General features: G+C 69.1%; 19 protein-coding genes. 12 read left to right on the top strand and 7 right to left on the bottom strand.

Annotated features, from left to right (window positions below):
- Window positions 1-94: 94 nt before the first annotated feature.
- A complete protein-coding gene (locus tag ACXMYJ_RS06635) occupies window positions 95-550 on the bottom strand; it encodes a PPOX class F420-dependent oxidoreductase (protein WP_460354861.1) in 456 nt (151 codons plus the stop codon).
- Between the two features lie 49 nt (window positions 551-599).
- On the opposite strand from ACXMYJ_RS06635, the gene ACXMYJ_RS06630 reads away from it, so the two are divergent.
- The gene (locus ACXMYJ_RS06630) at window positions 600-902 is read left to right on the top strand and encodes a DUF222 domain-containing protein (RefSeq protein WP_260755880.1); all 303 of its coding nucleotides are present in this window, start codon (window positions 600-602) and stop codon (window positions 900-902) included.
- Window positions 903-989: 87 nt separating this feature from the next.
- A complete protein-coding gene (locus tag ACXMYJ_RS06625) occupies window positions 990-2,327 on the top strand; it encodes an MFS transporter (RefSeq protein ID WP_260755881.1) in 1,338 nt (445 codons plus the stop codon).
- Between the two features lie 37 nt (window positions 2,328-2,364).
- On the opposite strand, the gene ACXMYJ_RS06620 is transcribed toward ACXMYJ_RS06625, so the two are convergent.
- Window positions 2,365-2,883 carry a hypothetical protein gene (locus tag ACXMYJ_RS06620; protein WP_260755882.1) on the bottom strand — a complete coding sequence of 173 codons (519 nt, stop codon included), beginning with the start codon at window positions 2,881-2,883 and terminating at the stop codon, window positions 2,365-2,367.
- A gap of 72 nt (window positions 2,884-2,955) precedes the next feature.
- Here ACXMYJ_RS06620 and ACXMYJ_RS06615 point away from each other — a divergent pair, with 72 nt between their 5' ends.
- From ACXMYJ_RS06615 to glgX, 8 genes are all read left to right on the top strand, one after another.
- Entirely contained in the window at window positions 2,956-4,350 is a 1,395-nt protein-coding gene (locus ACXMYJ_RS06615; protein WP_443189371.1) for an acyl-CoA dehydrogenase family protein, read from the top strand.
- A gap of 99 nt (window positions 4,351-4,449) precedes the next feature.
- Window positions 4,450-6,297 (top strand): hypothetical protein, encoded by a 1,848-nt coding sequence (locus tag ACXMYJ_RS06610; protein WP_443189372.1) that lies wholly within the window; start codon window positions 4,450-4,452, stop codon window positions 6,295-6,297.
- A complete protein-coding gene (locus tag ACXMYJ_RS06605) occupies window positions 6,294-6,443 on the top strand; it encodes a hypothetical protein (protein WP_260755885.1) in 150 nt (49 codons plus the stop codon). The genes ACXMYJ_RS06610 and ACXMYJ_RS06605 overlap by 4 nt, the downstream gene beginning before the upstream one ends.
- On the top strand, window positions 6,440-6,868 hold the full coding sequence (locus ACXMYJ_RS06600; protein WP_260755886.1) for a hypothetical protein: 429 nt from the start codon (window positions 6,440-6,442) through the stop codon (window positions 6,866-6,868). Before ACXMYJ_RS06605 ends, ACXMYJ_RS06600 begins: the two co-directional genes overlap by 4 nt.
- Window positions 6,869-6,878: 10 nt before the next feature.
- Window positions 6,879-8,165, top strand: coding sequence for a hypothetical protein (locus ACXMYJ_RS06595; protein WP_260755887.1), 1,287 nt, complete (start codon window positions 6,879-6,881; stop codon window positions 8,163-8,165).
- A gap of 30 nt (window positions 8,166-8,195) precedes the next feature.
- Window positions 8,196-8,873 (top strand): PAS and ANTAR domain-containing protein, encoded by a 678-nt coding sequence (locus ACXMYJ_RS06590; protein WP_443189374.1) that lies wholly within the window; start codon window positions 8,196-8,198, stop codon window positions 8,871-8,873.
- A complete protein-coding gene (locus tag ACXMYJ_RS06585; protein ID WP_260755889.1) occupies window positions 8,870-9,442 on the top strand; it encodes an isochorismatase family protein in 573 nt (190 codons plus the stop codon). Before ACXMYJ_RS06590 ends, ACXMYJ_RS06585 begins: the two co-directional genes overlap by 4 nt.
- Window positions 9,443-9,527: 85 nt before the next feature.
- On the top strand, window positions 9,528-11,690 hold the full coding sequence (gene glgX, locus ACXMYJ_RS06580) for a glycogen debranching protein GlgX (RefSeq protein WP_260755890.1): 2,163 nt from the start codon (window positions 9,528-9,530) through the stop codon (window positions 11,688-11,690).
- 202 nt (window positions 11,691-11,892) lie between these two features.
- Here the strand turns inward: glgX and ACXMYJ_RS06575 are convergent, their stop codons facing one another.
- Window positions 11,893-13,224, bottom strand: coding sequence for a maltokinase N-terminal cap-like domain-containing protein (locus tag ACXMYJ_RS06575; protein ID WP_460354853.1), 1,332 nt, complete (start codon window positions 13,222-13,224; stop codon window positions 11,893-11,895).
- Window positions 13,225-13,275: 51 nt separating this feature from the next.
- The gene (locus ACXMYJ_RS06570) at window positions 13,276-14,337 is read right to left on the bottom strand and encodes a hypothetical protein (RefSeq protein ID WP_460354851.1); all 1,062 of its coding nucleotides are present in this window, start codon (window positions 14,335-14,337) and stop codon (window positions 13,276-13,278) included.
- 133 nt (window positions 14,338-14,470) lie between these two features.
- On the opposite strand from ACXMYJ_RS06570, the gene ACXMYJ_RS06565 reads away from it, so the two are divergent.
- Window positions 14,471-15,283: a HugZ family pyridoxamine 5'-phosphate oxidase gene (locus ACXMYJ_RS06565; protein ID WP_460354849.1), complete on the top strand. Its 813-nt coding sequence runs from the start codon at window positions 14,471-14,473 to the stop codon at window positions 15,281-15,283.
- Between the two features lie 3 nt (window positions 15,284-15,286).
- Window positions 15,287-15,865 carry an orotate phosphoribosyltransferase gene (locus ACXMYJ_RS06560; RefSeq protein ID WP_260755894.1) on the top strand — a complete coding sequence of 193 codons (579 nt, stop codon included), beginning with the start codon at window positions 15,287-15,289 and terminating at the stop codon, window positions 15,863-15,865.
- A 127-nt stretch (window positions 15,866-15,992) separates the two neighbouring features.
- On the opposite strand, the gene ACXMYJ_RS06555 is transcribed toward ACXMYJ_RS06560, so the two are convergent.
- Genes ACXMYJ_RS06555 through ACXMYJ_RS06545 form a run of 3 tightly spaced genes read right to left on the bottom strand, consistent with a single transcriptional unit; the run spans window position 15,993 to window position 18,668 of the window.
- Window positions 15,993-17,039: an ABC transporter ATP-binding protein gene (locus tag ACXMYJ_RS06555; RefSeq protein WP_460354846.1), complete on the bottom strand. Its 1,047-nt coding sequence runs from the start codon at window positions 17,037-17,039 to the stop codon at window positions 15,993-15,995.
- Complete coding sequence (locus ACXMYJ_RS06550) at window positions 17,036-17,773, bottom strand: ABC transporter permease (protein WP_443189375.1); 738 nt, start codon at window positions 17,771-17,773, stop codon at window positions 17,036-17,038. Before ACXMYJ_RS06550 ends, ACXMYJ_RS06555 begins: the two co-directional genes overlap by 4 nt.
- 43 nt (window positions 17,774-17,816) lie before the next feature.
- Window positions 17,817-18,668, bottom strand: coding sequence for an ABC transporter permease (locus ACXMYJ_RS06545; RefSeq protein WP_260755896.1), 852 nt, complete (start codon window positions 18,666-18,668; stop codon window positions 17,817-17,819).
- Window position 18,669: the final 1 nt, after the last annotated feature.

Genomic DNA, 18,669 nt, shown 5'->3' with positions numbered 1-18,669 from the left:
GTTTGACGTGCTAGCTGACGCAATCCGTCCGCTAGCTCTGACTACCACAGTCACGCTCGGCCGTCCTGTCCGGCCTCCCCGTGGCCCGGCCCTGTCAACGAGGCGGGAATCCCCCGGTCGCCACCGGGCCCCAGCGCTCGGGCGTGACCCGGATGAGGCACTTGCGCTGGTCGAGCATCGCCTGGCGGTACTCGTCCCAGTCCGGATGCTCTCCGGCGATGGCGCGGAAGTACTCGACCAACGGCTCCAGCGCCTCGGGCATGTCGACGACCTCGGCGGGCCCGTCCACCTGCACATAGGGGCCGTTGAACTCGTCGGAGAGCACCACCACGCTCGCGTGCGCACGCCTTGTGATGTTGGCCGCCTTGGCGCGCTGCGGGTAGCTCGCGATCACGATCCGCCCCTCGGAGTCCACCCCGCCCGAGACCGGAGAGCTCTGCAGGGAGCCGTCGGCGCGGAAGGTGGTCAGGATCATCCGGTGCCGGGGTCCGATGAAATCGAGCAACTCGGGCAACGTGACCACATCGGCGGTGGCGAGCTTTCTCGTCATCTCCCCAGCGTATCGGCGCGTGTCGGACCCCGGATCTAGGCTGTCGAACATGAGTTCGAAGAAGGAATGGATCGCGGCGCTGGACGCCGTCGATCGCGCGCACCGGGCGGTCTCCGCCCTACCGTTCACCGCGTTACGGCCGGTCGATCAGCGGGCCCTGCTGGTCAGGCTGGACGCGCTGGAGAAGACGCTGGCCGTCAAACAGCGGCAACTGCTCGCGCAGATGGTCTCCGGGCCCCCGCCGGTCGAGTTCGCCGGAGCGCCGTGGGCCGAGGTGCTGGCCCGCCGGCTGCGCATCTCGGTCGGCGACGCGCAGCGTCGCATCGCCGAGGCGGGTCCGATCCCGACGTAAGCCGGCAACCGCACCAGCCGTCGCCCTAGAATCCTGAGCACTCGCACAGCGCACAACACGGCAGCGCGTGACTGACAAGGGGCCGGCATGGCTGAGACGGAGCGCCGGGCGCTCACCGAGTGGCGCCGTTACGGCCCGCTGCCGGTGGCGGCCGGCCTGGGCTACTCGATCGGCGTCATCCATGTCTATTCGCTCGGTGCGTTCATGCAGCCGCTGCAGGAGACGTTCGGGTGGAGCCGGGCCGAGGCCTCGGCGGGTCTGACGATCGTGGGGATGGCAGCCGCGGTCGCCGCCATGCCCATCGGTCTGGCCGTCGACCGTCTCGGTCCGCGCCGGGTCGGCCTGGTTGGCGTCGCGCTGATGGGCGGCGCGTTCGCACTGCTGGGCACCGCCACCGGGTCGATGACGAACTGGCTGCTGTTGTGGGCGCTGCTGGCGTTCGCCGCGTTCTGGGTCCAGACCACGGTGTGGACCTCGGCGGTCGCCAGCCGCTTCGAGGCCTCCCGCGGTCTGGCCTTCGCGGTCACGCTGTCCGGCGGATCGCTGGCCGCGGCGGTCTTCCCTCCGCTGGCGACCACCTTCATCGACGAATGGGGCTGGCGCGGAGCGTTTTTCGGCCTCGGTGCGGTGTGGGGCGGTCTCGTGCTGGTCGTCGTCTGGCTTTTCTTCCGTGGCGTGCAGGATGCCAAGGTGGCGCGGGGCGGCGGCGCGCGGGACGACAACCCCGCGCGGGTCCGGACCGCGGTACCCCCTGCCGCCGCGCCCTGCGGCCCGGCCGACCTGCCGGGCCTCACGCTGCGGGAGGGGCTGCGTTCTGCCACCTTCTACAAACTTCTGCTCGCCGCGGGGCTGTTCGCGTTCACCACGCTGGGCATCGTGGTCCACCTCGTTCCGATCCTGCGCGACGCCGGTGCCGAACCGCTTGCTGCAGCGGGCACGGCGGCGCTGGTCGGGGTGTTCTCGATCGCCGGGCGCCTGGGGGTCGGCGTGCTGCTGGACCGCTTCCCCGGACGCGTGGTCGGGGCCTGCGCCTACTTGGTGCCGATCCTGGGTTGCGCGGCGCTGCTGATCGACGGCAGCAGCCCGGTCAGCCAGACGGTGGCCGCGGCGCTGTTCGGCCTGACGCTCGGTGCCGAGGTCGACGTCATCGCCTATCTCGCGTCGCGCTACTTCGGGCTGAAGAACTTCGGCGGGCTGTTCGGCGGGCTGGTGGCCGGGCTGTCGCTGGGCACCGCGTTCGGGCCGTTGGCCGCGGGAGCCACATCGGATCATTTCGGCGGCTACACCAATTTCCTGCTCCTGACCATCGTGTTGATGGCAATCAGCAGCCTGGCGCTGGCCAGTCTGAAGTCCCCACCGTGCTGGCCGGTGCCCGAATCGCTTGGAGTTGCCGACGACGCGTCCATGCGGGAGAGCCCGGACTAGCCGGCAGCACGAACGTCGGATTCGGTGTCACGAACGCCTATTTCGGCAGCACGAACGCGAACGGGCGCGGATAGCCCATCCCGGTCAGTCGTGCCCGGCGCACTGCATCGACCTTGACGCCGCGGACGTCTCCGGACGACGGTTCGTAGCACTGCAGCACGTCGTCGACCACGTCGACGATCAGCACCCAGTGCCGGGGCACGATCCGGCCGACCAGCACCGCCACCGGCCACCCCGATCGCACCGCCGCCAGCACATCGGCCAACCGGTCCCGCCGCCCCCACCACGGGCGCCACCGGTAGCTCACCCCGCGCCCCAGACAGTGCGAGGTGACGGCATGCGCCATCCCCACCGGCGTGGTGCCCAACGCCCTGGGCCACACCCGGTTCACCGACGCGTGCACCCGACCCTGTTCGGCGGCAAACCACACCACGGCGTCGGGCGCAGTCAGCGACAGCCGATAAGCCGGGTCCACCATCGCACCGGCGACCACCGCCACCGTCGGCCCGCACGTGATCGCATCACGTTGCCGAAGGCGCAGCGGTCCGATCTTCATCGCTTCCCCCGCGGTGGATTTTTCGCCGACGTTGGGTACTCGCCACGATAAGCCGATCAAGGGGGGAAAGCTGTGGCCTTCGACATCACTCCGACCGCCGCCCAGCATGACCTCGCCCGCCGCACCCATGAATTCGCCGAACAGGTGGTCCGTCCCGTCGCCGCCGAGTACGACCAGCGCCAGGAGTTCCCGTGGCCGGTCCTTGAGGAAGCGGCGGCCCGCGGCTTCTACAGCCCGTTGTTCTATCGAGACCTGATCGGCGACCCGACCGGTCTGTCACTGCCGATGTTCATGGAGGAGCTGTTCTGGGGCTGCGCCGGCATCGGCCTCGCGGTGGTGATGCCCGCGCTGGCGCTGTCGGCCATCGGGCAGGCCGCCTCCCCCGAACAGATGCTGCAGTGGGCGCCAGAGTGTTTCGGCACTCCTGGCGATCTGAAGCTCGCCGCGCTGGCGATCTCCGAACCCGAGGGCGGCAGCGACGTGCGCAACCTTCGCACCACCGCCCGGCGGGCCGGCCCGGGCGCCGACGCCGACTGGATCATCGACGGCCACAAGATGTGGATCGGCAACGGCGGCATCGCCAACGTCCACGTCGTCAATGCCGTCGTCGACCAGGAACTCGGACACAAGGGGCAGGCGCTCTTCATCGTCCCCGGGGGCACTCCGGGTCTGGAGATGGTGCGCAAACTCGACAAGCTGGGGTGCCGCGCCTCGCACACCGCGGAACTCAAGTTCACCGGGGTCCGGGTGCCGGCCGATCACCTGCTCGGCGGTCAGGAGAAGCTGGACCACAAACTTGCCCGCGCGCGCGAGGCGGTCGAGGGCGCCCGCCATTCCGGCTCGGCCACCCTGGGTACCTTTGAGCAGACCCGTCCGATGGTGGCCGCGCAGGCGCTCGGAATCGCCCGTGCCGCACTGGAGTACATGACCGAGTACGCCAACCGGCGGGAGGCGTTCGGCGCGCCGATCATCGACAACCAGGGCATCGCGTTCCCGCTGGCCGATCTGGCGACCGAGCTGGACGCTGCGCGGCTGCTCACCTGGCGCGCGTCCTGGATGGCCGCGACGGGGGTGCCGTTCGAACGCGGCGAGGGCTCGATGTCCAAGCTGGCGGCCAGTGAGCTCGCAGTCCGCGCCACCGAGCGGGCGATCCAGACCATGGGCGGGTGGGGCTACATCAAGGATCACCCCGTGGAGAAGTGGTACCGGGACGCCAAGCTCTACACCATCTTTGAGGGCACCAGCGAGATCCAGCGCATCGTGATCTCCAATGCGCTCGGCGCCGCGGACGGCAAACCGCCGCTGCACGTCGACCTGGAACCCACGGGCGGCCCGATCAACCGCATATTCGGCCGCGGCACCCCAGTGCGGACGCAGATGGGCGCGTCGGCGCTCTCGATGAAAGACCGCATCCCCGCACCGGTGATGCAGATGGCGATGAAGGTGCTTCGACCACCGCGGAAATAACGGGCACGTCAAACCCGGTACTCCTGGTTTCACGTGACGCAGTTCTGGCAACATTACCGACCAGTCATATAGGTGTCCGGTACGCGGGATGGGATCACGATGGAGTTTCCTTCACAAGCGATAACCGTTCTGGCCCAGACGTCGGGAGGCGACGAAGGCGGTGGTACCGCCCTCCACGAGATCGTCCTGTTGACGGTGGCCGGTGCAGTCGTCTCGGCGGTGCTGTTGTGGATCGGCTGGCTGCACCGCAGTCACAAGATCACCTGGCTGGCCTCCCTGGCCGACTGGTCGGGGAGGCTGTTCAAACGTCCGCCGTGGGTGGCGCTGCCGGTCGCACTGTTCACCGCGTCGATCATCTGCGCGCTGTTCGGCTTCATCTGGGACGTCAGCCTGCACATCGGCAACGGCCGCGACGACGGCGCGCTGGCCAACCCCGCCCACTACTTCATCCTGATCGGTCTGTTCGGCATCTTCGTGGCCGGCTGCACCGCGATGGTGTTGCCGTACGACAAGCCCGGACCGGCCGCCGTGCGGATCACCGACCACTGGTACGCGCCGGTCGGTGGCATCGTCATGGCCGGCTGCGGCCTCTATGCGCTGCTCGGCTTCCCGCTCGACGACATCTGGCACCGCATCTTCGGCCAGGACGTCACGCTGTGGGGACCGACCCACCTGATGATGATCGGCGGCGCCGGGTTCTCCACGCTGGCCGCGGCCTACCTCGAGTACGAGGGCAGGCGGGCGGTCGGCCCGGATCGGCCGCGCGACGGCATCGGCCTGAGATTCGTTCTGTACCTCGCCTTCGCCGGTGTGCTGATCGGCGCCTCGGTGTACCAGATCGAGTTCGACTTCGGTGTCCCGCAGTTCCGGCAGGTGTTCCAGCCGATGCTGATCGCCGCCGCCGCGGGCCTGGCGCTGGTGATGGCCCGGATTTTCCTCGGGAAGGGCGCCGCGCTGATCGCCGCGGTGATCGCGATCGGCCTGCGCGGCATCGTCGCCTTCCTCGTCGCGCCGGTGCTCGATGCGCCGGTCAACTGGTTCCCGCTCTACCTGGGCGCGGCGGTCGTGGTCGAACTGGTCGCCCTCACTCCGCTGTACAAGCGCCCGATCGTGTTCGGTGCGGTCAGCGGGCTCGGCATCGCCACGGTCGGGCTGTGGCTCGAGTCGCTGTGGATCAACGCGGTCTACCCGCTGACCTGGCCGACGAGCATCTGGCCCGAAGCGCTCGGGATGGCCGTCCCGGTCGCCGTCCTCACCGGGGCATGCGGTGCGATGGCCGGCATGGTGCTCACCGGGCGCCGCCTGCCGCGGCGCGCGATCGGCGTCAGCCTGGTCGTGTTGACCGTGCTGGTCATCGGCGCCGCGGCTGCCAACGGGCTGCGCTACACCACACCGCAGGACGCGACAGCGCAGGTCACGCTCACCGAAGCCCAGGGGCCCGGCGAGGGCCGCTTCGTCACCGCCGACGTGCGATTCAACCCGCCCGACGTCGTCAGCGACGACCCGAACTGGGTCGCAGTGCTCGGGTGGCAGGGTGGCCTGGCCAACGAGCGCGGGCAGTTCATCGACCCGTTGGAGAAGGTCGGCCCCGGCCACTACGTCTCCACCCAGCCCATGCCGGTGTCGGGCACCTGGAAGACGCTGCTGCGGGTGCACGACGGCCGCACCCTGACCGCGGTGCCGATCTATCTGGCCGGCGATCCCGGTATCGGCGCCGAAGAGGTGCCCGCCGAGGCGCAGTTCACCCGCCCGTTCGTCTCGGAGATCACCATCCTTCAGCGCGAACGCAGCCCGGACATCCCGGCCTCGCTGTGGTTGATCGGCTGCCTGGTGGTCCTGTTCTGCACCCTGGCCATGGTCGCCGGAATCGCCTGGGGCGCTGGACGAATCAACAACAGTGAACCCAGTGGCAGCGAGGCGGAGTTCCAACCCAGCGCGCAGTCATGACCGGCAGTCCCGAGGTCGTGCTGCTGGCCGACCACCCGATCTGGCTGGCCGTGCCGGCGTTCGCACCGGCGATCGTCGTAGCCGGTGTGGTCGTCTACATCGCCGCCAGGAACCGGCGCAAACCCGACAACACCAAGGAACCGTGACAACACCACATCGGACACCACATCGAGTCCTTGCTCTCGGCGTGGCGGCGCTGCTGCTCGCCGGGTGCACCGGAACCAGCGACTCCGACAGCGGCGCAACCAGTTCCGGCTCCGCAGCGACGGAACCGCCGATGGCATCGGACGCGCAGGCGCCGCCCGAGCAGCTCGTCATCGACGTCACGATCGCGGGCGGCGAGGTGAACCCGACCAACGCCCAGCTGCAGGCGAAGGTCAATGAACCGATCGTCATCCGGGTCAGTAGCGACGCCACCGACGAACTGCACGTGCACTCGACACCCGAGCACAGCTTCGACGTCGGCATCGGCCCGGCCCAGAGCTTCCAGTTCACCGCTGAGGTGCCCGGACGCGTGGACGTCGAACTGCACACTCTGCACAAGACGATCGCGACGATCCAGGTGCGGTGAGCCTGCCGCAGTGAGCGCACAACTGCTGGCCCACGGCCTGGGCGGTTCGGCCGACCTGCCGATCCCGTTCACCTATGCCCTCATCGGCGCCGCGTGGGCACTGACGTTCACCTTCGCCGTGGTGGCCTTGGCGTGGCGCAAACCCCGGTTCTCCGCAACGAAACCGGGACGGCCGTTGCCGCCGTGGCTCACCCGCGCGGTCGACGCGCCGGTGACACGCCGGCTGCTTGCCGCCGTGGCCCTGCTTCTCACCGGATGGGTCGGCGCCGCAACCTATCTCGGCCCGCAGACCGCCGACAACGCGCTGCCCGGCGTGTTCTACGTGCTGCTGTGGGTCGGGCTGGTGGCGCTGTCGGTGTTGTTCGGCCCCGTCTGGCGGGTGCTGTCGCCGGTGCGCGCGCTGCACCTGGTCACCGGGCGCCGATCGCTGGGCGCGACGTATCCCGCCGCGCTCGGGTACTGGCCTGCCGCGGCCGGCCTTTTCGCCTTCGTGTGGCTCGAATTGGCCAGCCCCGACCCGGGTTCGCTCGGCGCGATCCGGCTGTGGCTTGCGGTGTACCTCGCGGTCACGATCATCGGCGCCTTCTGCTGCGGCACCCGCTGGTGCGCCAACGCCGACCCCTTCGAGGTGTACAGCGTGGTCGCGTCGCGCCTGTCACCGCTGCGCCGGAATCCCGACGGGCGCATCGCGATCGGCAATCCGTTCGACCACCTGCTGACGCTGCCGGTGCGGCCCGGCGTCGTCGCCGTGCTGTCGGTGCTGCTCGGATCCACCGCGTACGACAGCTTCTCGGCGACCCCGATGTTCCGCGGGTTCGTCGACGACATGACCGGCTCGGACCTGGCCGCGACCGGGGTGCGCACCGCCGGGCTGGCGTTGTTCGTCGGCATCGTCGCGCTGACCTTCACCGCCGCGGCCCGCTGCACCGGAGGCGTCGACGCCCGCACCCGCCGGGAACTGCCGGGGCTGCTGGCACATTCGCTGATCCCGATCGTCATCGGCTACGTCTTCGCCCACTACCTGACCTATCTGGTGGAGCGGGGACAGCAGACGGTGTACCGGTTGTTCGGCCAGACCGACGCCGAGGTGGCGTATGTGCTCTCCATGCATCCGGCACTGCTGGCCACGCTGAAGGTCGGCTTCGTGGTGGCCGGCCACATCGCCGGGGTGATCGCCGCCCACGACAAGGCTTTGGCGGTGCTTCCCGCCCGGCACCAGCTCACCGGTCAGCTCGCCATGATGCTGGTGATGGTGGGCTACACGTTCACCGGCCTGTATCTGCTGTTCGGCGGATGAGCAGGCAGCTTCTCACGTTAGGGTTCGGTCGTGGCGAGTGAGGACTCTCTGGAACAGGCGCTCGTCAGCGGGGCGCCCCAGCGGGTCGGTTGGTTCCGGTTCTACTTCGCCGACGAGCGCTGGGAGTGGTCCGAGCAGGTCCAGATCCTGCACGGGTACGAGCCGGGGACCGTGACGCCGACGACCGAACTCGTGCTGTCGCACAAGCACCCCGAAGACCGCCAGCAGGTCGCGGCAACGCTGGACGAGGTGCGCCGCACGCACCAGACGTTCTCCACCCGTCACCGCATCATCGACACCCGCGGCGACGTCCACGAGGTCGTGGTGATCGGCGACCAGCTCCTCGACGGGGGCGGCCGTCTGATCGGCACGCACGGGTTCTACGTCGACATGACGCCGACCGACGCGCAGGCCAAGGCCATGCTGACCGAGGCGCTGGCCGAGATCACCGAGAACCGCGCGGTGATCGAACAGGTCAAGGGCATGCTGATGCTCATCTACCGGGTCGATTCTGAAGCCGCGTTCGAACTGCTGCGCTGGCGGTCCCAGGAGACGAATATCAAGCTCCGGCTGCTCGCCGAGCAATTGCTCTCCGACTACGGGGCGCTGGTGTACGAGGAGGTCCTGCCGCCCCGGTCGACGTTCGACCACCTGCTTTTGACCGCACATCTGCGGGCCGATTCCGCCGACGATACCGTGGACAGGTGACCTCGGACAGCCCATCAGGTAGAGCACTGATCATCGTCGACGTGCAGAACGACTTCTGCGAGGGCGGCTCCCTGGCGGTCACCGGCGGTGCGGCGGTGGCACGCGGCATCACCGACCTGCTCGCCGCGAGGCCGGGGTATGACCACGTGGTCGCCACCAAGGACTTCCACATCGATCCCGGCGCTCACTTCTCCGACACCCCCGACTACGTCGATACGTGGCCGGTGCACTGCGTCGCGCACACCACCGGCGCCGAGTTTCATCCCGATCTGGACACCACGCCGATCGAGGCGGTGTTCGAGAAGGGGCATCACTCGGCCGCCTACAGCGGGTTCGAAGGCACAGATGCCGAGGGCACCACGCTGGCCGAGTGGTTGCGGGCGCACGACGTGGACGCCGTCGACGTGGTCGGGATCGCCACCGACTACTGCGTGAAAGCCACCGCCGCCGACGCGGCCGCCGCCGGCTTCACCACGCGGGTGTTGCTGGACCTGACGGCCGGGGTGTCCCCCGACAGCACCGACGAGGCCGTCCACGCACTGCGCGCGGCCGGCGTCGCGGCCGTGTGAGGCAGCCGACGGTTGCACTGCCCGTGGCGTGGGCATCCCCTATCGTCGCCAACGCCGAACCTCGCACAAATTCAGGAGAGCCCACTTGACACAAATCGCCGGCTCGCCGGGAACCACGATCCCGCTCGAGCTGTGGCCGGGCAAGGCCTACCCGCTCGGTGCCACCTATGACGGCTCCGGCACCAACTTCGCGTTGTTCAGCGAGGCCGCCGAGAAGGTCGAGTTGTGCCTGTTCGACGCCGACGGCGAACAGACCGCCTGCGTGACGCTGCCCGAAGTCGACGGTTTCGTATGGCATGGGTTCATCCCCAACATCGAGCCGGGACAGCGCTACGGCTACCGCGTCTACGGGCCGCACGACCCCGCCAATGGGCTGCGGTGCAACCCGAACAAGCTGCTTCTCGACCCGTACTCGAAGGCCATCGACGGGACCTTCGATTGGAATCAGTCTCTGTTCGGCTACGACTTCGGTGATCCGGACAGCCGCAACGACGACGACTCGGCGGCAAGCATGCCCAAGTCGGTCGTCATCAACCCGTACTTCGACTGGGGAGTGGACCGTCCGCCTCGCCACGAGTACGCCGACACCGTCATCTACGAGGCGCACGTCAAGGGCCTCACCCAGACCCACCCGGACATCCCCGACCAGATCCGCGGCACTTACGCCGCCGTCGCGCACCCGGCGATCATCGAACACCTGACGTCTCTGGGCGTCAATGCCATCGAGTTGATGCCGGTGCACCACTTCGCCAACGATTCGACGCTGATCGAGAAGGGTTTGTCGAACTATTGGGGCTACAACACCATCGGTTTCTTCGCCCCCGACGCCAAGTACAGCTCGAACCCGAATCCCGGCGGGCAGGTGCAGGAGTTCAAGGCGATGGTCCGCGCCCTGCATGAGGCCAACATCGAGGTCATCCTCGACGTCGTCTACAACCACACCGCCGAGGGCAACCACATGGGCCCGACGTTGTCCATGCGCGGCATCGACAACGCCGCGTACTACCACCTCGTCGACGACGACAAGCGCTACTACATGGACTACACCGGGACCGGCAACAGCCTCAATGTCAGCCACCCGCACACGCTGCAGCTGCTGATGGATTCGCTGCGGTACTGGGTCACCGAGATGCATGTCGACGGCTTCCGCTTCGACTTGGCCTCCACCTTGGCGCGCGAGTTCTACGAAGTGGACCGGCTGGCCACCTTCTTCGAACTCGTTCAGCAGGACCCGACCGTCAGCCAGGTCAAGTTGATCGCCGAACCGTGGGACGTCGGCCCCGGTGGTTACCAGGTCGGCAACTTCCCGCCGCAGTGGACCGAGTGGAACGGCAAATACCGCGACACCGTCCGCGACTTCTGGCGCGGCGAGCCGGCCACCCTCGACGAGTTCGCCTACCGTCTCACCGGCTCAGCCGACCTGTACGAACGCACCGCGCGCCGGCCGGTCGCGTCGATCAACTTCGTCGTCGCCCACGACGGCTTCACCCTGCGCGACCTCGTCTCGTACAACGAGAAACACAACGAGGCCAACGGCGAGGACAACAACGACGGCGAGAGCCACAACCGGTCGTGGAACTGCGGGGTCGAGGGTCCCACCGACGATCCGGAGATCCTGGCGCTGCGCTCACAGCAGCAGCGCAATTTCCTGACCACGCTGCTGTTGTCTCAGGGTGTCCCGATGATCTGTCACGGTGACGAACTCGGCCGCACCCAGGGCGGCAACAACAACGGCTACTGCCAGGACAACGAGATCACCTGGATCGACTGGAGCAACGTCGACACCGACCTGCTGGAGTTCACCCGAGCGGTGTCGCAACTGCGGGCCGAACACCCGGTCTTCCGGCGTCGGCGCTTCTTCAGCGGCAAGCCGGTAGGTCGGCGCGGCCAGGAAGGCCTGCCCGACATCGCCTGGTTCACGCCCGACGGCACCGAGATGACAGGTGAAGACTGGGGTTCCGGCTTCGCGAAATCGGTCGCGGTGTATCTGAACGGGCACGGAATCCCCGACATGGACGCCAGGGGCCAGCGCGTTGTCGACGACTCGTTCCTGCTGTTCTTCAACGCCCACCACGAGCCTATCGATTTCACGTTACCGCCCAACGAGTTTGCCGCGTCCTGGGAGCCGGTGGTGTCCTCGGTTGCCGCCGTCGCCCCGGAGCCGGGCACCTCCCACCAGGCCGGTGCCACCTTGCCGGTTCCGGCCAGGACGGTGCTGGTGTTGCGGGCCGAGCCGAACTTCAGATGAAAGCCGTTGCGCGCCACCACGCTTAGCTCGGCCGAGTCAACCCGGATTTGCCTGGCGCTGTGTTAACTTGATCGTGCTGTTGCAGCCGTGGCCACCGCGCGGGCAGCGGGTTGTCCCGCATGCCCACCGGCCGGGCGGGCCGGGTGTAGGAGCCGTAGAGCGGCGGCGCCCTACCCGGTGACCACGGCTGCCAGCCTGGCGCTCAGCTCAGGATGCGCGCGATGGACCGCATCGGGATCGGCAGCCACGACGGCCGGAAGCGGGCCTCGTATGCCGCTTCGTAGACCGCCTTGTCCAGTTCGTAGGCCGCGAGCACCGCCCCGTGGTCACGCGGATCGATGCCGGCGACGGCGGCATACCCGGCGCAGAACGCCGCGCTGTTGCGGTCCACCCAGTTGCGCGCGATGCCGGCCAGTCGGCCGTCGGCGTCCGCGCCGGGCTCCAGCTCCACCAACCGCTGCGAGGCCGCGTACTCGAACGACCGCAGCATTCCGGCGACGTCGCGCAGCGCCGAATCCGGCCGCCTGCGCTCGTCGAGCGGCTGACCGGGCTCGCCCTCGAAGTCGATCAGCAGCCAGCTCTCCGGCGTGCGCAACACCTGGCCGAGATGGAGGTCGCCGTGCACTCGCTGCACGGGCACCTGCTGCCCTGACAACGCACGGTAGCGCTCCTCGATCGCCGGCACGTGGTCGGCCAGCTCCGGGGCGGCCCGCGCCGCCGACGCCAACCGTGCCAGCACGGAATCGACGGGAAACGGCACGGTGAAGGTGCCCAGTGTCTCGGCCAGCGTGGCGTGCACCGAGGCCACCGCCTCGCCCAGCCGGTAGGACTCGTCGGCGAAGTCACTGCCGACCTCGTCGGCGAACAACTCACGGGTGCTGGCCGTGGCCATGTCCCAGCCCTCGGCGCTGTTCGCGGCGAACGCGGCCACCATGCCCAACGCCGACGGTTCGGTCCCCGGCCCGGCCCACGACGTCTCGTACGAGCCGAGCAGCGTCGCGACGTGCGGATTACCGGCGCGGGCCAGCACCCGGTTGAGTTCGATGTCGGGGTTGATCCCGGGGGTGACCCGCCGGAACACCTTCAGCATGGCCTCTTTTCCGAAGATCACGCTGGTGTTGCTCTGCTCGGCGCTCGACACCTTGGGCGGCGCGTGCACCGGCAGCACCGCATCGGTCTCGCGGGTGAACCGCAGGTCTGCGACGGTCGCGGAGGTGTCGATCAGTCGCAGCAGACGGCGGGCGGCTTCCGGGTCGAACAGCGCGTCATAGGCCGTGCGCTGTCCGCCGGCACCCGACACCGTGCCGATCACCGCCGCCGGGTCGAGGAACCCCGGCGCGGCCGGGCCGTCCACCCACCGCACCAGCAACTGGTAGCGCTCGCCGGTGCCGTCGCTGTAGGTCACGTCGAGCAGCACATGCTCCAGGTCATCTTCGAGTGGGGTCACCGTGGCGGGCACGACCGACGCGAGTTCGCGGCTGCGGCCGGCGTACCAGCGGCGGTCAACGATCCAATCGCCGAATGCCAGCGTCATGGTGTGAAACCTACCCAGCACGGCGCGAAAGGAATCACCGCGCGAGCCGGGCTAAGGCAGGAAGCGCTCCGCTCCTGCGGTTCGCACGAACCGGGTGCTGTTGGCCTGTCGGTAGCCGATCACGCCGCCGCTGAACGTCAGGAACATCAAGCCGGCCACCCCGGGCAGTGCGACTGCCGCGATCTGAGCGACGGTCGGGTTGGTCACGCCGCGCGGGTTGGCGCCCAGCCGGGGAGCCTGTCCGCCGGCCGGGACGGCCGGCGGTGCCACCGTCGCCCCGGGTGTGGGCGGCACCGAGCCCCGGATCGTCGGGGTCCGCACCCCGGCGACGCCGGGAGCGGTGACGTTGGGGGCGGCGGTCGCGCCCGGCGCCTGCGGTGCCGGCCGCAGCGGCTTCCCGGCCAGGGTGCCGGCCCGCGGCACGGTCACCAACGGCGCCCGGAACACGACCGCCTCCGGGTACGCGCCGCCCGCCCCGCCGCCGCCACCACCGGTGGTGGTTCCGGTGGTCGCGTCGGCGACGGGCGCCTCCTCCTGGGTGCGGAACGCCGGCCCGGGCGGCGGCGCAGGGGCCGGAACGACCTGTAGCGCACGCAGGAACTCGGTCAGCGTCGGCACCGGGATCTCCACCGTCGTGTAGAACGTCGACGGCGTGGGCCAGCTGCCCATCGGGATCTCCCCGGCGGCGGGCAGCCTGACGAACGGCAGCTTGATCGCGTTGCGCTCGGGCGCCGGCTGCCGGAACGACGGAGCCGGCCGCGGGCTCTCGACCACCGACTCCGACTGCCGGGAACCGCCGGTGCCTGCGCCCGGATCGGATTCGACGATCCGGGTCGGCTCGATCTGTTCGGGTTCGTCGTCGGGCAAGCCCTGGGTCGGTTCGGCGGGCGCCTCCGGTTCGCTCGAACTCCCGCCGTCGTCATCGCTTCCGGTATCGCCCCCGGTGCCGCCGTCGGTGGGGTCGGACCCGCTGTCGGGACCGTCGGCGCTCTGGCTGGAGCCGTCGGAGTCGGACGGCTGCGCGGCGACCGGCACCGCGATCACGCCGCCGAAGACAGCGGTGGCGGTCAGCACGCCGGCGACCGTGAAGGTTCGCAGTGCGGGCCCGGCCATGGCGCCTCCATCTCCGGAGGATTTCGTTGTGTTCACGAAGGACGAATTCGCCTGCAATTCTCTCACATCGGCACAAGCGGGTAGGCCCGATGACGTGTGCCCCTGGACGGTGCGGGCAGGATAGGGTGCCGTCGTGACGTCCACCGGCCCCACACGTGACCACGGTGACCCGGGTGATGCGCCCACCGTCGCGCCCCCGCTGACCGAACCTGCCAATCCCGCGCGCCCGTCGGCGGCCGAGGAGGCCCGCACCATCGCGGCGTCAACCAACACCGGCACGCTGGCGACGCTGACCCGCGAGGGCGACCCGTGGGCGTCGTTCGTCACCTACGGCCTGCTCGACGGCGCCCCGGTGCTCTGCGTGTCCAACCTTGCCGAACACGGCCGCAACCTGGCCGCCGACCCGCGGGCGAGCCTCGCGATCACCGCCCCCACCACCGATGCCGATCCGCTGGCCAGCGCCCGGATCACCCTGGCCGGACGCGTCGAGGCCCCGGAGGGAGCCGAACGCGACGCCGCGCGGCAAGCCCATCTGAGCGCCGTCGACGCCGCCAGGTACTACATCGACTACAGCGACTTCACGCTGTGGGTGCTGCGGGTGGCCCGGGTGCGCTGGGTCGGCGGTTACGGCCGGATGGACTCCACCACCGGTGCGGAGTACACGGCGGCCCGGCCCGACCCGATCGCCCCGCACGCCGCCGGCGCGATCGCCCACCTCAACGCCGACCACCCCGACTCGCTCGTCGCGATGGCACGGACCCTGGGCGGATACCCGGACGCGGTGGCGGCGACGTGCACCGCCGCCGACCGCTACGGCCTCGATCTGCGGCTGGATACGCCGCGCGGCATGGCCTACACCCGCGTCGGCTATGCCGGGCCGATCGATTCCATCGACCAATTGCGTTCCGCCGCTGTCGAGTTGACACGACGGGCCCGAGGAGACTGACACATGCCGACCGGAGACGACCGCCCGCAGAGCTGGCAGGCCGCGTTCGAGCTGATCCGCACCCGCGGCCACGAACGGCGCGAGGAACCGTTCAAGCTCGCCAGCGGTCAGCTCAGCCACGACTACATCGACGGTAAGTACGCCGTCGACACCGGTGAGCGACTGGCGATCGTGTCCCGGGCGGTCGCCGACCTCGCCGCGGCCAACGGCATCGAGTTCGACGCCGTCGGCGGCCTGACCATGGGCGCGGACCCGCTGGCGCACGGCGTCGCGATGGTCACCGGCAAGGCGTGGTTCTCGGTGCGCAAGGAACAGAAGACACGCGGCAGGGAGCAGTGGGTCGAGGGCACCCGGCTGCAGCCAGGCATGCGGGTGCTGCTCGTCGACGATGTGATCAGCACCGGCGGCTCGACCGAGCTCGCGCTGGAACGCATCGCCCCGCTCGGCGTGGTGGTCACCGGGGTGATCCCGATGGTCGACCGCGGCGACGTCGCGGCGGCGCGCTTCGCCAGGCGCAACGTGCCGTTCCACGCGCTGGTCACCTACCGCGATCTCGGCATCGATCCCGTCAAGGACGTCTGACCCGCTCAAGGGTGAACGCAGGCACCATCCGCCACAGAAATCCACGTTGTGCAGGCCTGCACTCGAACTTTCGCTGCCAAACGTGGATACCTGGTGCGGGTGAGACTTCGGCGCCGACCCGAACCCGTCAAGGACGGGTGACCAGCACGCCGCCGCGTTCCGAGCTCTCCTCCAGGCCCACGGCCACCGGGTCGCCCGGGGCGAACGCCCGCGCCGCCGAGCTGGCCATCTGAGCGCTGACCGTGGCCCCGCCCGGCAGCGCAAGATGCACCCGCGAGATCGCGCCGAGGAACGACACCGAGGTGACGGTCGCCGCGCCGGCGGGGTCGACGGTGACGGTCACCGACTCGGGACGCACCATCGCCACCCCCTCGCCGTCGACGGAACCGGGCAGCGCGGCCACCGACACCCCGAACACCTGGGCGGTGCCACCGGACACCGTGGCGGGCACCTTGTTGTTCAGCCCGACGAAATCGGCGACGAACGGTGTGGCCGGGTTCGCGTACAGCTCGGCGGGGGCGGCCAGCTGCTCGAGCCGGCCCTGGTTCATCACGCCGACCCGGTCGGCGACCGCGAGCGCCTCCTCCTGGTCGTGGGTCACGAACAACGTCGTCGTGCGGACTTCGAGCTGAACCCTGCGGATCTCGTCCCGCAACTGGGTGCGGACCTTGGCGTCCAGCGCCGACAGCGGTTCGTCAAGCAGCAGCACCCGCGGCTGGATCGCCAGCGCCCGGGCCAACGCGACGCGCTGCTGCTGCCCGCCCGACAGTTCCTTGGCGTAACGCCCTCCCAGCTCCCCCAGACCCACCAGGTCAAGCATGTCGGCCGCACGGGACAACCTGTCCCGCTTACCTTTTCCACGCATCTTCAGTCCGAACGCGACATTGTCGAGCACCGTCAGGTGAGGGAACAGGCTGTAAGCCTGGAACACCATGCCCATATCGCGCTTGTTCGCCGGCACCCGGCTGACATCGACGCCGCCGACCGACACGGTGCCCGACGTCGCCTCGTCGAGTCCGGCGAGAATCCGCAACGCGGTGGTCTTCCCGCACCCGGACGGGCCCAGCAGTGCGACCAGCTCGCCGGGCTCGATGTGCAACGTCAGGCCGTCGAGCGCACGGGTCTGCCCGTACACCCGGGTCAGCTCGTCGAGCTGGACGGCGACTCCACTCATACGGTCACTCCCACGTTGCGTCGGCCTCTGGTCACCAGCGACAGGATCAGCAGCAGCGCGAAACCGAACAGCAACGTCGCCAGCGACGCCGCCACCGAGGTGGGGCCGTCGCTCTTGCCGATCAGCACGATCTGCACCTGCAGTGTCTGGTAGCCCGACAACGACGCGATTGTGTACTCGCCCAGCACCACCGCGATCGAGATGAAGGCGGCCGACAGGATTCCCGACCAGATGTTGGGCACCACCACGCGCACTATGGTCGACAACCAGCCCGCCCCCAGCGATCTGGCGGCCTCCGAGAGCGTGCGGAGATCGATCGCCGACAGCGCCGCGTCGATGGCCCGGTACGCGAACGGAAGCACGATGATCACGTAGACGAACGTCAGCGTCAGCGCGGACTCGCCGAGGAAGTACGTCACCCACAGATACACGTTGCGCAGGCCGACGACGATCACCAGCGCCGGAATCGTCAACGGCAGCAGGCACAGAAACTCGACCAGGCCCCTGGCCCATGGCGCACGCAGCCGAACCCAGATCATCGTCGGCACCAGCAGCATCAGCATCGCGGCCACAGTGAGCACCGCCAGCAGCAGCGACACCACGATCGCCTGGTACAGCGTCTCGTCGGCGATCAGATTGGCCCACGCCTGCCAGGTCCGCCCGTCGGAAAGCAGGTTGCGGGTGGAGAAATCGGCCATCGCGTACAGCGGAAACAGAAAGAACAACCCGAACATCACCCACAGTGCCCCACGCACAGCGGCTTTCAAGACCGGGTCCTCATGACAACCACCGGGAACTACGGCGCACCAACAGGTTGTAGGCGGCCATCACCACGGCAACCACGACGATCATCTCCAGCGCCAGGGCGTAGGCGAACCCGGCCTGCCCGAGCACCACCTCGCTGACCAGCGACGCACGGATCAGCAGTGGCAGGATCGGACTGCCCTGGCTGACCAGCGCCGCGGCGGTGGCGTAGGCGGCAAAAGCGTTGGCGAACAACAACAGAGCCGAGCCCAGGAAGGCCGGCGTCAGCAGCGGTAGCGCCACCTCACGCCAGTACGCCCACGTCGACGCGCCGAGGCTGACAGCGGCTTCGCGCCACTGCTCCCGCAGCCCCTCCAGCGCCGGGACGAACACGATGACCATCAGCGGGATCTGGAAGTAGGTGTACACCAGGATCAATCCGCTCAGACTGTAGAGCCAGCCCGAGCCGGCCAGGTTGAACCCGAACACCTGCTGCACCCACAGCGTGAGCACCCCGTTCAGCCCCACGGTGGCCAGGAACGCGAACGCCAGTGCCACACCGCCGAACTGGGCCAGCACGCTGCACAGGGACAGCACGGTCCGACGCACCATCGAGGTCGGCGGACTGCTGACGATCAGCCACGCCAGCGCCGCGCCCCCGAACGCGCCGAGCAGTGCGGTGGCGCCCGACAGCAGCACGCTGTCCCGCAGCGCCGACAGCGCGGTGCCGGTGAACAGCGCGGCGATGCGGTCCAGGCTGAACACCCCATCGGCGTACACCGCCCCCACCACCACCGTGACCGTCGGGATGATCAGGAAGATCACCACCACGGTCAGGAACGGCAGCAGCGGCAGCGAATCACGCAGTCGGCGTGCAAGACCCACG

This window comes from Mycobacterium sp. ZZG, assembly GCF_054786995.1.
Note: the sequence above shows the minus strand (reverse complement) of the source record. Positions and strands in the feature narration are given on the sequence as shown.

Bases quoted from the DNA above. Each gene is read 5' to 3' on its own strand.
- ACXMYJ_RS06605 (WP_260755885.1), top strand. From the start codon at position 6,294: ATGACCGGCAGTCCCGAGGTCGTGCTGCTGGCCGACCACCCGATCTGG.
- ACXMYJ_RS06575 (WP_460354853.1), bottom strand. From the start codon at position 13,224: ATGACGCTGGCATTCGGCGATTGGATCGTTGACCGCCGCTGGTACGCC.
- ACXMYJ_RS06560 (WP_260755894.1), top strand. From the start codon at position 15,287: ATGCCGACCGGAGACGACCGCCCGCAGAGCTGGCAGGCCGCGTTCGAG.
- ACXMYJ_RS06570 (WP_460354851.1), bottom strand. From the start codon at position 14,337: ATGGCCGGGCCCGCACTGCGAACCTTCACGGTCGCCGGCGTGCTGACC.
- ACXMYJ_RS06630 (WP_260755880.1), top strand. From the start codon at position 600: ATGAGTTCGAAGAAGGAATGGATCGCGGCGCTGGACGCCGTCGATCGC.
- ACXMYJ_RS06635 (WP_460354861.1), bottom strand. From the start codon at position 550: ATGACGAGAAAGCTCGCCACCGCCGATGTGGTCACGTTGCCCGAGTTG.
- ACXMYJ_RS06550 (WP_443189375.1), bottom strand. From the start codon at position 17,773: ATGTTCGGGTTGTTCTTTCTGTTTCCGCTGTACGCGATGGCCGATTTC.
- ACXMYJ_RS06555 (WP_460354846.1), bottom strand. From the start codon at position 17,039: ATGAGTGGAGTCGCCGTCCAGCTCGACGAGCTGACCCGGGTGTACGGG.
- ACXMYJ_RS06625 (WP_260755881.1), top strand. From the start codon at position 990: ATGGCTGAGACGGAGCGCCGGGCGCTCACCGAGTGGCGCCGTTACGGC.
- ACXMYJ_RS06610 (WP_443189372.1), top strand. From the start codon at position 4,450: ATGGAGTTTCCTTCACAAGCGATAACCGTTCTGGCCCAGACGTCGGGA.
- ACXMYJ_RS06620 (WP_260755882.1), bottom strand. From the start codon at position 2,883: ATGAAGATCGGACCGCTGCGCCTTCGGCAACGTGATGCGATCACGTGC.